At 59.9% G+C, this 14409-nt stretch carries 13 protein-coding genes and 1 pseudogene; 13 read left to right on the forward strand and 1 reads right to left on the reverse strand.

Annotated elements, in window-relative coordinates; all coding sequences use genetic code 11:
• Positions 1-65: 65 nt before the first annotated feature.
• The 13 genes from M3C25_RS12025 to M3C25_RS12085 all read left to right on the forward strand — a co-directional run bounded on the left by M3C25_RS12025 (position 66) and on the right by M3C25_RS12085 (position 14191).
• Positions 66-3233, forward strand: coding sequence for a lantibiotic dehydratase (locus tag M3C25_RS12025; protein WP_259856928.1), 3168 nt, complete (start codon positions 66-68; stop codon positions 3231-3233).
• 73 nt (positions 3234-3306) lie between these two features.
• A complete protein-coding gene (locus tag M3C25_RS12030) occupies positions 3307-4614 on the forward strand; it encodes a lanthionine synthetase C family protein (RefSeq protein ID WP_259856929.1) in 1308 nt (435 codons plus the stop codon).
• Positions 4615-4639: 25 nt separating this feature from the next.
• Positions 4640-5206 carry a flavoprotein gene (locus M3C25_RS12035; RefSeq protein ID WP_259856931.1) on the forward strand — a complete coding sequence of 189 codons (567 nt, stop codon included), beginning with the start codon at positions 4640-4642 and terminating at the stop codon, positions 5204-5206.
• 4 nt (positions 5207-5210) lie between these two features.
• On the forward strand, positions 5211-6083 hold the full coding sequence (locus M3C25_RS12040; protein WP_259856932.1) for a DUF6895 family protein: 873 nt from the start codon (positions 5211-5213) through the stop codon (positions 6081-6083).
• Positions 6084-6225: 142 nt separating this feature from the next.
• Positions 6226-6789, forward strand: a complete 564-nt coding sequence (locus M3C25_RS12045) for an RNA polymerase sigma factor (RefSeq protein ID WP_259856934.1) — start codon at positions 6226-6228, stop codon at positions 6787-6789.
• Positions 6782-7588, forward strand: a complete 807-nt coding sequence (locus M3C25_RS12050; protein ID WP_259836439.1) for a hypothetical protein — start codon at positions 6782-6784, stop codon at positions 7586-7588. The genes M3C25_RS12045 and M3C25_RS12050 overlap by 8 nt, the downstream gene beginning before the upstream one ends.
• 113 nt (positions 7589-7701) lie before the next feature.
• Complete coding sequence (locus M3C25_RS12055) at positions 7702-8286, forward strand: hypothetical protein (RefSeq protein ID WP_259836441.1); 585 nt, start codon at positions 7702-7704, stop codon at positions 8284-8286.
• Positions 8283-9047, forward strand: a complete 765-nt coding sequence (locus tag M3C25_RS12060; protein ID WP_259836444.1) for a hypothetical protein — start codon at positions 8283-8285, stop codon at positions 9045-9047. The genes M3C25_RS12055 and M3C25_RS12060 overlap by 4 nt, the downstream gene beginning before the upstream one ends.
• Before the next feature lie 13 nt (positions 9048-9060).
• The gene (locus tag M3C25_RS12065; RefSeq protein WP_259836446.1) at positions 9061-9933 is read left to right on the forward strand and encodes an ABC transporter ATP-binding protein; all 873 of its coding nucleotides are present in this window, start codon (positions 9061-9063) and stop codon (positions 9931-9933) included.
• Entirely contained in the window at positions 9930-10304 is a 375-nt protein-coding gene (locus M3C25_RS12070) for a hypothetical protein (protein ID WP_259836448.1), read from the forward strand. Before M3C25_RS12065 ends, M3C25_RS12070 begins: the two co-directional genes overlap by 4 nt.
• A 19-nt stretch (positions 10305-10323) precedes the next feature.
• Positions 10324-11094, forward strand: coding sequence for an ATP-binding cassette domain-containing protein (locus M3C25_RS12075; protein ID WP_259856936.1), 771 nt, complete (start codon positions 10324-10326; stop codon positions 11092-11094).
• Between the two features lie 1538 nt (positions 11095-12632).
• Entirely contained in the window at positions 12633-13592 is a 960-nt protein-coding gene (locus tag M3C25_RS12080) for a hypothetical protein (RefSeq protein ID WP_259856937.1), read from the forward strand.
• Positions 13589-14191: a DUF6037 family protein gene (locus M3C25_RS12085; protein WP_259856939.1), complete on the forward strand. Its 603-nt coding sequence runs from the start codon at positions 13589-13591 to the stop codon at positions 14189-14191. Before M3C25_RS12080 ends, M3C25_RS12085 begins: the two co-directional genes overlap by 4 nt.
• A 53-nt stretch (positions 14192-14244) precedes the next feature.
• On the opposite strand, the pseudogene M3C25_RS12090 reads toward M3C25_RS12085, so the two are convergent.
• A pseudogene (locus M3C25_RS12090) lies at positions 14245-14409 on the reverse strand (transposase); the annotation flags it as partial.

Below are 14409 nucleotides of genomic sequence, written 5' to 3' on the forward strand. Positions count from 1 at the left end.
CATTAGGAGGGAATAACGATCTCCCGTCTGATCAAAAGACCGAAGGAACATAGGCCCGGATCCACATGACCGACAACCTGGACGACCTCGTGTCGTCGAGCATATTCACCCTCAGAATGGCATCACATCCGATCCGCAGGACGATGACGGAGGACGAGGCCCTCGCCGGAACCGAACGCACCGACCTGGTCGAGTACCTCCGCTGGGCCTACCGCGACACCGCCTTCTCCGTAGCTGTCGCGCATGCCGCGCCCACCCTTTGGGACACAGCGGTCTGCGTCATCAACGGAACGACGACTCCCAAACTCAGCAAGCTCCGCCGAGCAGCCGTCGCGACTGCAAAGTTCCTCAATCGCATGACGACCCGGCCGACTCCCTTCGGGCTATTCGCCGGCGTCGCACCCGGGCACTTCTCCGACTCCCCGACACCCCCACGGACAACACCGTCAACAGGCAAACGAGTCGCTCACGCCGACTTCAGATGGCTGATGCCACTTGTCCGCGAGCTAGAACAAGATCCCGATCTACTGGCCGAGACAAACGCCTACCGGTCGCCCTACCTGCGGACCAAAGGTGACCACGTAGTCCTGTACCGCGGCAGCACCAGCGGAGCCGAACAATCACGCCTGGCCATTCGACGCAACCCTGCGCTCACCTTCATCCTCGAGGAGTGCGGAACAGCCGGCGTGTCAGTCCAGACGCTGTGTACGAAAGGAGCTAGACAGCTTAACGTCGACGCGGGCGCGCTACTCCGCCTCGTGCAGAAGCTCGTTGGTCTTGACATGTTGTACACCGACCTGCGGCCAACCTTGACCGGGGACGATCCACTCGAGGAGGAAGTCGGCAGACTCGAACGCGTCGGAAAACAGCCCACCGCTCTGAAGACAGCCCTCAACGCAATCAGGACCCTTAGCAGTACAGGCACAGACCCCCTCTCACCCGAGACTCTCACGCGAACATACGAAGCTCTTGGGGCCATCGGAAAGAGCACGGACCGCGTGCACTTCACCCTCCGCACAGGTATGCACGTCCAGATGCCGGAAACCGTGAAACAGGACGCAACGAGTGCTATGCGCCTGATGCAGATCCTCTCGCCAAGAAGGCTTGGCATGCGCGGCCTTCGAAAGTACCACCTGGAATTCCTCGAGCGATACGGTATCGATCGCGTCGTGCCTATCACGACGCTTGTCGATCCTGACCGGGGGCTCGGAGTACCGCGGGGGTACTCGTGGCCAAAGCAGGATCTCGGCCCGAACTCGGATTTTGACGACGAAACAAACGAGCGCCGGGAAGGACGGCTTGCCCGCCTCTATGCTGAGACTCTTCGGCAGGACCTCCGGGAGGTCGTCCTCGGCGAGGACGACCTCGCAGAGCTCTCGTACTCCGACTTTGACCCCAACGACTGCCAGCTTGGCGCCGAACTATACTTTTCTATTTCCTCGCCCACGTGGGAGGCTGTCCAAGCAGGACACTATCGGCTCGTGCTCGGGCCGAACCCAGGTTCCCACTTCGCCCAGAGCACGGCCGGCCGCTTCCTCGGCGTCCTCCCCGAACTCGCAAACGACACAGCCTTCCAGCCGCTCGACAATGACGAAGAGTACAGCGCGGTTCTCTCATACTTCACCCGGTCAAGCGCAGCGACAAACCTGGTGAATGTCCCCCCATTCAATGAGCCAATCATCGACGGTGGCGTGCCACGGGAACCGACACGTACCTACGTGCCTCTCAGCCGTATCGGCGTGAAGGCGACGATGCGTGGGTTGTTCCCGGTGGATCTGAGCGACGGGCGGGCGATTAGGATTCGAACCCACAGCACGGTCTACCCGCCAGCACAGGCAACAAATGAAGTCCGGCTTCTCTCCGACATGATGCTGGAGTTCCAACGGCTATGGGAACCGTGGTCATGGGGCAAACTCGAGTTCGCGCCCTACACCCCGCGTGTCCGGTCGGGCCGTATCGTCCTAGCACCCGCGACATGGAACCTTAATGAACTCCGCCAGCGTGGCATTTCCACGGCCGCGAACCCTACCGACATCTTCGATGAGTGGAAGAGCCGTTGGGACGTCCCACAGTATGTTCTGGCCGTGAGCCGCGACATGCGGCTCGTTCTCGACACGAGCAACGCCGGCCACGTCGAGCTGCTACGACAAGAACTGCGGAAGGACAAGGACCTCGTCTTTCAAGAGCTCCCCGCTGGCGCCAAGACACCGCACGAGGCCTGGGGCTGGCTCAGTGAAGGTGAAAAAGCCTACGCGAGCGAACTCGTCGTCTCATTCGCCCGTCAGGACACCAAATTCGCCCCGGAACGTTTCAACGTCAAGGCAGCTCCGTCGCCATACGACCCTCCTCGCTACCTACCTGGGTCACCGTGGCAGTCATATCGACTCTACCTGCCGTCGGACGAGATGGGCCCGTTGCTTAGGGGCACGTTAGGAAGCATCCTAACCACGGTCGCCGAGAAAGACCCTGATAGCGCGCCCTTCTTTGTTAGGTACGCCGACGAACAGGGCCCCCACCTGCGCGTCCGACTGGCCATACGTGACCCAAGCAATACGTCCTTTACCGATACCCTCCAGCACCTGTGCGGCACAGGACAGATTCGTACCTATGTACACGACGAATATGTTCCCGAGGCGGAGCGGTACGGTGGCCCAGAACACCTGTCCGTGATGCACCGAGTCTTCTCGGAAGACTCGCTCGCAGTCCTTCGAGCTCTGCATCTTCCCGTCAACGATGCTTACAGCAATCTTGAAGAATTCGTGCTCGTGTCGTGGGCTGAAATGCTAGTTGCCTTCGGCGCGGGCCACCTTCCGAACACGGTCGCGACCCCGGACATGGCCAAACCTGACCCTATACACATGGGCCGCCTCTGGACAGAAACGATTGGCCTGGAGCCCAGCCGCGATAGAGCCTACTCTGGTGATCGCGAACGATGGACACGGTGCGTGCAAGCGCGCTTCTCAACGCATCGGGACAGTGCCGAATGGAAGACGATCGGCCTCGGACGAAATGCTCTATTCGGATCAGGTCGACTACATCGCATCAATCTGCAGAACAAGGAAGAATTCGCGTCCGCGGAGCGCGTTATCGGCAGTTACATGCATATGACATTCAACCGGGCCTTCGGCCCGGACCCGGACAGGGAACAATTCCTGCTAGGCATTCTCAGATCCGTATTCACGCGGCTGGACAACGAGCAGTCGGCGAGGAGGCGAGATGACACCCCCAGGTGACCCACGCGTAGAAGAGCGAGGACGACTCGCCTTCCTGGAACCGGACCGCGCCTCGCGAGCTCGTTCCCTCGGCATGGAGACCGCCCATCGCCTACTCGACCCGAAGCAGACCGAGTCGATAGTACGACAACCAGATAATGTCGACCCTATATACGGGGCTTCAATGTGGTCCGGTGGTTCTCTGAGCCACGGCCTTGCTGGAACGGCGGTGCTCTTCGCCACCCTCGAGAAGATTGAACCCTCGTTCCAGTCGGTCACACACAACCACCTCAGCGAAGCCGTGCACCAGCTCAGCTGGAACCCGAGGGCGGGCCTTATGGGAGGGGTGGCGGGTGTCCTTGCAGCCACACAGGAGGCTGCTGAAGGTGGGCAGAGATACGGCAACGTCCGAGCGAAATTGGCGAAGTGGCTCGCCGGTGCCCAACACAAGTTGGTCACCGAGTATGCTTCCTCGCTTCGTGATGGTGTCCACTGGAACGCGTATGACCTCATGAACGGCTTGTCAGGCACGCTGAGAGTGCTCCTCGACGAGACCAGCGCCGAGGCGGAGAATGCGACGAAAGAGACCGTCTCCTACTTCTGTTCGAGGATCCTGGCCCGGCCAACGTCGAGACTCCCCGGGTGGTGGGTGCCTGCTGACCTCCAACCGACCGCTGATGACGCGGAGTCCTACCCGCACGGTGACCTGAACCTCGGTCTGGCACACGGCGTGCCAGGCGTCCTGAGTGCTTTGGTCTCAGTCGGCGAGACTCAGGCACTAACGACCGAGATCGAGGACGCACTTACTTTCGCCACCGGTTGGGCGCTTCGATGGATTCAGACCGACGGCAACACGCAATACTGGCCTGCACGAATACCGGCCGAGTTCGAGAGCGATCCCGCAACGGCACCGCCCCTCTTCACCCGGGCCGCATGGTGCTACGGAACACCCGGAGTGGCCATCACGATGATTCGGGCAGGCCGTCTTCTGGGAAACACCGAGCTCATCGAAAAATCCACAGAGGCCTTGCTCAGTCACCTCGACCGACCGGAGGCCGAATGGCGGCTCGACGGGCCAACATTCTGCCATGGGTATGCCGGAGTGGTTCAGGTTCTCTACAGATGCTGGCGCATCACAGGAGATGACCGTCTCCGCACGCTGGCGAATCGCCTTGCCGAGACTCTATTGACAACGATGGCCGATCTCGAAGCACCGTTTGTGTTCCAGCATTGGGTGCCTGACAGCCCGGATGGATGGCGGTCAGCAACAAAGCACCGGCATCTGAACTGCGCGGGTCTTCTCGAAGGAGCGGCGGGAGTTGCCTGCACCCTGCTCGAGGTCAGTGGTTCCGAGGAGCCCGACTCGGCAGCCGACTGGGACAGGGTCCTTGGGCTCTCTTAACCCAAGCACTAGATGAGGAGGTTCTGTGCAATTGTCCGAAAGCGCCGATGACAGGTTTCCAAGCGTCCTCTTGGGATGCACCGGCGCGGTGCAGCTCCTGTCCATCGGCGACTATATTTCGTCCTTACGTGGGCTCCGCATCAACAGCCTGGGCGTTGTGGTGAGTCCAACCGCCGCCGAAATGACGTCGATAGCAACGCTTCGAGCAGTTGCAGACGAAGTCATCACCGATGTTTCGCCCACCCGTAATCACATTGCGCTGAGCCGAGACTACCAACAAATGATAGTCATTCCGGCCACCGCAAACTTCCTTGCCGGTGCGGCTCATGGATTCACGCGCAATTCCGTCGAACTGATGGTACTCGCCATGGCTCGGCCGGCAATTATCGTGCCTGCGATGAATCACATTATGTGGTCTAAACCCGCGACACAGCGAAGCGTGCAGCTCCTCGAGTCCGATGGTCACACAGTCATAGCCCCAACAGAGACGGATGCGGTCTACGAGGCGGCGTCGAAAACTTTCTGCCCGGGTCTGGCCGCTGCCACTCCACAGGAAGTTGCAGCGGCTGTACAGCTCGCGATACAGGATTAGGCACATGGGACTTAGCGAGAAATCGAAGCGGACAGACGAGAGCCTGGACACGGCCTTGACGTGGATCGGGGTCAACCTTGACAAGTTCAGCCTCGGGTTCTGGCGTCAAGACTCCGACCGAAATGCCTTTCCGTACGGCCCTTTGGTCGAGCTACTGCAAGTTCTCAGCGGCGTGCCCAACCACATCCTCTCTAAGTCAATCAACATGGAGAATGTCATTGCGTTTTCTCGACACGAATTCAATGATCTAGAACCAAAAGCCTCCCGAACTGCTTTCGCGCATGTCGGGCGGCTCGAGCTCGACCAACTCGCGCGTAAACATGGAGTTCCGGATCGAACCAAGGACGGCCAAGAGGACGACCCACAGATCGAAATGCCCGGGGCCTTCCTCGACGATCTCTACGCAACGGAAATGGTTGGAAATCCGGCCAGGGTCGGCGACTATGACGCAGCACTTATGCGTTCTGGACTCGGCCCCGGCATGGCTGGCAGAACGATCACGCGCGCAGACGCATATTTTCTTACTCACCTGGTGTTCTACGCTACGACATTCGGCAGACGGGCAAGCATACTCTCGGCCAAGAGCACAGCCTGGCTGAACCGCGCGCTCTCCGCAATTGCAGTCTCCGCTGATGGCCAATCAGATCTTGACCTTCTAGCGGAATGCGAGGCAAGCCTCACACTACTCGATCCAGGCAGGCCGTCAAATCAGACGCGCGAGCGTCTTGAAAAGACCGTCAATTCCCTCGGTTGTCTGCCAGCTAACGCTTCCGTAGCGAGCTCAGCCAATCGACTCTCGCGGGATGAGATTTTCCGCGGGTCGTACCACGCGACGCTCGCCTTCATTCTCATGGGTTCAGCGATCAGTCGGCCATAGGGGGTCGTGGCGGCCGCGTGACTGTCTGGCCGCGGTGGCCGTGAACCTCGGCGTGCTGCACGGCTACCAATGTGCATGAAGACAGACAAGCCATCCCTGTGGTGGGAGCCTGAGACGGCAAGGAAGGACAAGGGACCGGAACTTGGATCCAATCGTTCCAGACGCGGCGGACGATCATGTCCTACTGAGCAAGATCGCAGCGGGCGACGAGGGGGCCCTCGCCGAGCTCTACCGACGCTACGCATCGGCCGTACTGTCGTTCACGATCGCGCGGGCCTCCAGCCGCGAGATCGCAGAGGAGGTGAGTGCAGACGTCTGGGTTGGATGCTGGCGGTCAGCGTCGGCCTTCCGAGGCGACAGCAAGGTGTTGACGTGGTTGTTGGGGATAGCGAAGCGACAGATCTGGGCCCACACTCGCCGGAGGCCTCTGGCGATCGTGCCACTCGAGGACCACGGCGAAGGGCTAGTTGCAGCCGATGAAGACCCTGCCGTCGTGGTGAGCACGAACGAAGGAGAAGCAGCCCTTGTGCATGCTCTCGAGTCGCTTTCCCCGGAGCTCACCGAAGTCGTCACTCTGGCCTGGGTCCATGACCTTCCATACGACCAGGTCGCGGAAGCTGTTGGCATACCGATTGGAACCGTTAAGAGCCGCGTCTCCCGGGCGCGACGTCTATTAAGAGAGTCCCTCAGGAGAGACAATGCCTAGCCGTTACGAGGAGAACGAGGATCTCGCCTCGCTCCACAAAGCGCTAAGTCGGAGAGAAGCCCAGTTTGCTTCCGCGCCGTCCTTTGACACGATCCGGCGCCGCATCTCCACGACTGCGACCCTTGACTTTCATCCCAGCTTCACATTACGGCGAAGTTTGCTGCTCACGGTCGCTCTGATCGGCGCGCAGATTCGTATTGTGCCCTGGCTTATCCTTCCTGTGGCATTGGTGACGGGCGCGATGGCTACGCTTTCCGCGCGTTTCCTTGCGACTGCGCAGAACAGCTCCTTTGCGATGTCGGGGTTTTCCTCTCTGATGCTGTTCGGCGTCGCCATCACCCTGACGATGGCGATGTCAAGCTTCAGAGCCGACTCCGTAACTCTGGTAACGCCGCTCGGTCCGCGTGCAGTACTACTTGCGCGCGTCGTAATCGTCTTGGTAATCGACTGCGTCGCGGGGGTCGGAGCCACCGGAGCAGTTGCGGCATGGGGGTTCTCTGCGCCGTTCCTCGCCATCCTGTTGAGCTGGCTGCTGCCTCTAACCGCCGTCGCTGGTGTTGTCACCTTCACCACCATCTGGACATCGCCCTGGGCAGCCGCTGTCGTCGGATCGCTCCTGATCCCCTTGGTGGGTCCGCGGCCGGAGACGAACGCAGGTGTCTTCGGGCTTGGCTCGCTGTTGGGCGTGCTGCAGGAAACGGTGACACCACTAGGTGTGCTGGCGATCGGTGCTGCGGCCCTGGTAGCCGCTGTGCTATCGGCTCGTCCAGCGGTGTCATCTGGCCTAGTTCCTGCGTGAACTGCGCGTGAACCGAATTGCCATCTGCGGCTACTGACTCAGTGACAGGCCATCTAGGAAGACGAGGTAAGGCAGTGAGTTCTATCGTTCGAGCACAGGTCTCTAGATATGGCATGGGCCTGCTGGCTGTCCCACTGGTGGGTGGCTTGATCGGGGCGCTCGCGGGCTGGTTTGCCGCCTCCACGTGGCCTAGTGCTCAAGCCATGACACTGGTGACATGGCTTGAGCAGATCTTCGTCATCTGCGTCGGGGTCATCGCGGCAGTCGTCCTCACCGGGGACGAACTCGTCGAACTCCATGAAGCAAGCCCGACCTCATTCCGAACCGTGCAATCGATCCGTGCCGCTCTCACGGTTGTCTCCGGGGTCATCGGCGCCTTTGTCCTCTTCGTACCGCTGCACCTGATCGACGTCTGGCCCCGCGATCAGGGTTGGATCACTGTCCTTTCTCCGACCGGGGCGGTCATCGTTGTCGTTGCCGTTGCGGTCGCCGTCGCAGCATTTGCCCAAGCTGCATCCGCTACGACAATCGCGGTCGTCGCGACGTGGATCTTCCTGGCTTTGCTGTGGGATCCCTACGTGCTGGTTCTTGCTGTTCAGCGTGGAGTGCCCCTGCTCGCCGCCGTCGCGCTTATCGCCGTTGCCTGGCGTCGACTCGGCGACGCCGAACGCAATATCTCAAAGGTTGCCCAACCATGAACGTTCTCGCTCTACCTCTCGCCCATTCCAAGATCGCGCGACGCCAGAAGGCCCTATGGTTCGCCGTGTTGCCACTCACCGCATTCGCGGTCCTCCTTAGTGCTATCTCCCCGGCAGCACCGCATACAGGCGGGTCAGAAGACCTAGCCTTCACCGCAAAGATCATCGCGATCTTCACCGGCATCGCATATGCGGCTGCGTTCAGCGACTTCTTCACCGCTTCCGCGCGCCTGGGAATGCATGAGCTCGAAGCGTCAACGCCGGTACATGCCACTATTCTTCGCGCCGCACGTGTGGCCGGCGCGTTCACTGTAATATTCGCCCCATCCTTCGTGGTGCTACTGGCCATGGGTATTAGACAGGCAGTCGCAGGCCACGCTCTTTCTCCGATCATAGCCATCGCTGTGTCCTTGACGATTGTGGCCCCGGCGTCGCTCATCGCAATGACAATTTCGGGGTTGGCTGGTGCTGTCCTCCCCCGAGCAATCGGCCGTATCGCGGCTGTCATGATCTGGTTCTGGCTCGTGTTCTCCTCGCCGATGCTCCCAGTTCCGACCCTCAACGGCTCGTTCCTTGGAGTCATCGGAGACACGGTGGGCGCCGGCTATTTCGGTTCGGACCCCATCTACGCGCCCTCAGGCGCACTGGGCCTGGCCGCCACACCCTTGACGGCCACCGTCTCACTTCTTTGGCAGGTGGCGCTCATCGTCATTCTCCTGGCCGTTGGCTCTTGGATTACCGACCGCTCACGGCGACACTGAAAGGAAACAGTTCGTGTACATCTCCATTTCACACCTGACAAAGAACTTCCGGAAGAAGCCGCGGGCACTCGACAATGTCACGATTGACTTGCCCTCCGGGATGATCGGACTACTCGGATCTAATGGCGCCGGGAAAACTACTCTCATGAGGATTCTGTGCGGGATTATCCAACCAACACAAGGGAAAGTCTTCATCGATGGGCATGATCTCAGCAAGGGAGAATCCCGACGCGCTCTTAAGAGAAGCCTTGGATACCTTCCGCAGGACGTCGAGCCGTACCCGAACCTCACTCCCATAGAGTTTCTGGATTACGTAGGTGTCCTCAAAGGTGTCGAATCGTCGAGCGAACGCAAGCGACAGGCAGGCGAGCTGATCGAGGCCGTTGGACTAACAGAGGCTCGAAACCGTCGAATAGGCGGATTCTCCGGTGGAATGCGGCGGCGAGTCGGCATTGCGCAAGCTCTCGTGGGAAATCCACACTTGCTGATCGTCGACGAGCCGACCGCGGGACTCGATCCCGAGGAACGGATGCGTTTCCGAACACTTCTCGCGACCCTGGGCTCAAATCGGACCGTCATTCTCTCGACTCACATTCTGGACGACGTGGCTCAAACATGCCCTTACGTCTTCGTTCTCGGGCACGGACGCAAGAAGTACGACGGGCCCACAGAAGGGCTGATTAACGCCGCACGGGGTCGCACATGGCTGACCGAGCCGCTGAGCACACCGCCGACGGGGAGCATCAGCATCGTCAACGCGAACACAACACTCGCAGGCACGGAATACCGAATCATCGCCGACGCACCTCCCGCCAAAGCCAAACCAGTCGAGCCAAGCCTTGAAGACGGATACATGGCACTTACCACTAAGGAGAAGGAACAGTGAACAAGTCCCGCATGCGCACCGGAGTCCTCGTGAGCGGCGCAGCTATTCTAATATCCGCACTCACCGGGTGTGGGATCTTCCATCCGGAAGACTATCCCACGGATGGCCCCACAAGAACTGCAACGACCAACCCGGCAGAAGTTACCTCATCCGAATTCGGTCACTCATGGAACCTCACGGTCGACCACGGAACGGTTGCCTGTGAGCAATCGGGCAACGGAGACCCCGCGCTGACCTTCACCGATCCAGACGGAACGACCTATGCTCTCAACGCCGTAGAAGCGAACAGCGACCTCCCCGACATCAGCGAGATCTCGGACGGCTCCGTGGGCACCCTACGCACATTTGCTTTCACAGTCTGCGATGTCTGATCGACCGAAAGGAGATTCCTTGAATTCGCACCCCTTAACTCAGGCCGAACCTCAGTCACTCGCGATCCGTTGCGACGGTCTCCGTGTCAACCGTGGAAGTGTCACCGTTCTCGACGGTCTTGACCTTTCAGTGGCGACGGGAAAAGTTCATGCGTTGCTGGGTCGCAACGGCGCCGGAAAGTCGACCACCTTCCGGGTTCTGCTCGGCCTCATAGACGCGAGCGAAGGGAAGGTGAACGTCCTGGGACATTCACCGTCAAAGCGACATGATCGTTCGTTCCTCGCGCGCGTTGGAGCCAGTATTGATGGGCCGGCTCTTTATGGCCACCTCAGTGCCTTTGACAACCTGCTGGTTCACGGTCGCCTCACTGGTATGGGCCGTGCGCGTATCGAGGACGTTCTCGAAGTAGTGGGTCTCAGTGGCACTGGGAAAAAGCGTTCTCGATACTTCTCGACCGGGATGAAAGCCCGATTGGCACTGGGCATCGCCATCCTCACCGAACCCGAGTTGCTGATCCTTGACGAACCGCAGAATGGTCTCGACCCTCAAGGCATTGTCGAGCTGCGATCCCTGCTGAGGTCGTACGCCGCCTCAGGCCGCACCGTCTTGGTGAGCTCACACCAACTCGGTGAAGTCGTCCAACTTGCCGATGACATCTCGGTGCTTGCAGACGGAAAATGCCGCTACGAAGGACCGCTTGAGCAGTTCGCGAAACCTGGCCAGCTGGAACAACGTTTCCTGGAGCTGACGATGCCATCGCCGGCTGTGCACGTGGAGAACAGGCAATGATCGGATTCCTCCCCACCTTACGAGCCGAACTGGTACGCACCCGCGGATCGTCGGCCGCTGTCCTACCCCTTCTCGGCATTGTCATTGCTGGCATTAGCGCAGCAGGCGTCTACATCACGCCTCAAAGCCAGGAACAAGCGGCCCTACTCTGGCAGACGTTGTACGTGACCGGCATGGCCGCTGGGGTACTCGCCCTGTTTGCAGGCCTCACGACAGGTCGAGAAGCTGCCGCACGCGAAGGCGGCACACAGTGGCGACCGGTGAATCCCCGGCTAGTGGTCGTTGCCCGTTTCGCTGTACTGGCCGGGCTCTCGGCAGGATTCCATGTTCTCGCTTTTTGGGCGGTCATCCCGCCAGCGCTCTTGGCCGGAGCGCCTCTCAATCTGGGTGGGGTGCTCACGGCAGGCATAGCGTGCTGGATCGCGACCCTGGGCCCCCTCGGCGTCGCGTACGTTGCGGCTGAACGCTGGGGAACAGTCCCGGTATTCCTGCTGGCATGGGTATGGCAGGCTATTGGCGTCCTCGCAGCCGAGTGGCCTTCGTGGATCGCACTGCCCCCGACATGGGCGGTCCGGGCCATGCTCCCGCTCCTCGGTGCGCACCAAAATGGTGAACCCCTGAGTCCGGACGATCCTCTCTTACACGAATCACCTGCACTGGCCCTATGCCTATCTGTCGGACTCATGCTTGTCGCGCTCACGACGAGGTTGACGCTCAAAGTGCCCCCGCGGCTTGAAAATCGCACCGTATCAGGGCCTATCGGCTACAGGTCCACTCGCAACGGGACGCTCATGGCTATCAACTTGACCATGCGTGGAAGGCCAGTGATACCACTGTGTCTGGCTGCCGTCGTAACGAGCGCCGGGATAGCCGTCGTCTACCCGTCCAGCTATCTGCTGGGATTCCACACTTATGCCCTCCTCCCGTTAGGAGCGTGCGTGGTTGCTGTCCTGCTCTGGCAGACCCTTGTTCCCGGCTGGCGACTCGCCGTTCTTCACGGCACCAACCTGCCAAGAGCCGTTCAGAGCTGGCTGCTCGGCTGCGTGACTGCGGTGACACTCGTGGTCACTATTCTGACCTGCCTCAACACAGCCCTACACGGAGACACTGCCGAGATCCCAACCGTCGTACGCACAGGTGTCTTGTGGCTCCTTCTCGGAGCCGCGGGTTCGCTGGGCGCCTTGTGGATCACAGTCCGGTACGGGATGGCATGGGCGCTCGGCGCGACAGCTGTTCTGGTGATTGTTGGCGCGACATTTGGAGGCGACGTTCTCGCGGACACATGGATGTGGATCCTCGGGCCGACGGCGTGGCCGCTGAGCGCCGATTCACCGTCACGGTTCTTCCTTGCAGGGAGCATCGGCATCATAGCCGCTCTCGCCGGTTGGTTTGCCAGCACTCGGGCTATGCATACTGCTACGTCCCGTGACGTCTAACAACGGCATGGAGTCGACCAAATTGCCTACCACAGCCAATTCAAAACAACCTATTTAAGACAATGTAAACACAAATGGGAAACCGGACGAAAAGAGCCGATCATGACCAAGTCACACATCGCGCGATGCTCCGAGGCAGTGCGCACTCCGCGAGACAAATGCGAGTGCTCATGCGCGGGCAAATACCACGGAGGTCCACACACCTTCCGTGCGCGAGCGTTCATCCAGCCGGAGGACGACAGGAAAAGGTACTCGCGTAACGTCGTAGTTCTCGACGCACGCAAAAAAGCACGAAACGCGCCCGCCGCCGAGTTCACGGCGCGATGCACCGATTTCCTTGCCACGGAGGCAATCGACGCCTTGATTCACTTGGACGATGTTCCGCGAGAGAAGCAAACAGACGAAGCCATCCAACGCATGGTGGCTCCTTTCGTAAGTGCGATCATGGACGCGGCGTTGAGCGAATCGGAATCTAAAGCCCTAGTTAGGACGGTGCAGGCAGAGCATCTACTATGCACCGTCTGCGCCACTCTCCTGGAAATCAGAGGAGAAATACGTGCAGTAGGTAAGAATACTGCCCGTCGGATCGTTGACGCCGTCTTCGACCTTCTCGAACAGAGAGCCACGACACAAGCTCAAGGGAATGACGGCCGCAGCATGGAGCCAGACGCCCGGCCCACTGATGACGAAGTTGAGCAAGCTGTTCCCGTTGGCCTCACCGCTGGCGATCAGGCGGCTGCGGGCGAGATCGCTCTAAAAGCAGCGCATGCACTGACTCTGTCCGAACGTGTGGTCCTCCAGCCGGCGGCAAAGGCAGCTCTTCGATTGGCACTCGAGCGAACCATCACTGCCTTGCTCGATCTCGTGCTAGACCCAGCGTCAGACAAGACCCTGCAACTACTGGGCCTCATTTTCTGCCCAGATATCAACGCACATCCCGAAGTGGTGAAATACTGTGCGTTGCCTATCGGCAGGGAGCTCCTAACCGCCGCGCTTGTGGACTGGATCGGTCAGGGCCTTCCTCAGGCCACCTCATTGCTGGCAGGAAGGCGGAAGCGATGAACACCCCGAGACAGACGACCATGGAACTACGAGGTTTGCGCAGCCTCCACCGGGACATGCGAAAGCAAGGCCAATATAGAGCATCCTTCGGCTTCCGTAGTAACAACGCGCGGGTCGAAGTTGTGTTCATCACCGACGAGCGCCCCTATGTGCTGCTCATCGCCGCGCACGGGGAAACACTCCACTCATTCGAACTTCCCGTATTTAACGGCTATCGCGTACCGACGTACCTCGGTGAGAACTATAAGCCTCTCCTGGATGCCCTCGGAATAACGCCCAACCCTGAGAACCCCTTCTCCACACGAGGGTTCCTCGATGACCTCAACTCCCAGATCCCCGCAAACTGGGCGCGCCGAGAGATACCAACTGAACTCCTGGCCAAACGAAGGTCAGCCGCGAGCATTGAGGAATCCGACAAAATCTTCTTCCTGAGATGGCAACCCAACACCGGAAGCAAGCAAGTATCACAGGCCAACCTCGAGAAGACACGTCTGCTCATCGGCTCGAAGACCGCTGAACGATGCGCGAAAAGTAACATCAGCAGTTGCTGGACTTCCAGTCCGACAGAGAGGAATCCGGTCACCGATCCGCCGATGTAATTCTCTGCTGCGGATTCAGTCTAGTTCGTCTACCGATGACGCAGAATACCGGCTCATCGTAATTGAGAGTGTAGAACTGGTCTGAAGCCGCCGGACTCGAGCAGACATCTCGCGATGTAGTGCGTGAGGTTGCCGAACCCCCAGCGCTGAGCCCCGTAGATGTTCGAGCCTGCCGTTGATCGCTTCAGTTGGCCCGTTCGACGTTCCCGGTCGGGTGA

The organism is Brevibacterium luteolum (assembly GCF_025147615.1).
GTDB lineage: Bacteria > Actinomycetota > Actinomycetes > Actinomycetales > Brevibacteriaceae > Brevibacterium > Brevibacterium luteolum.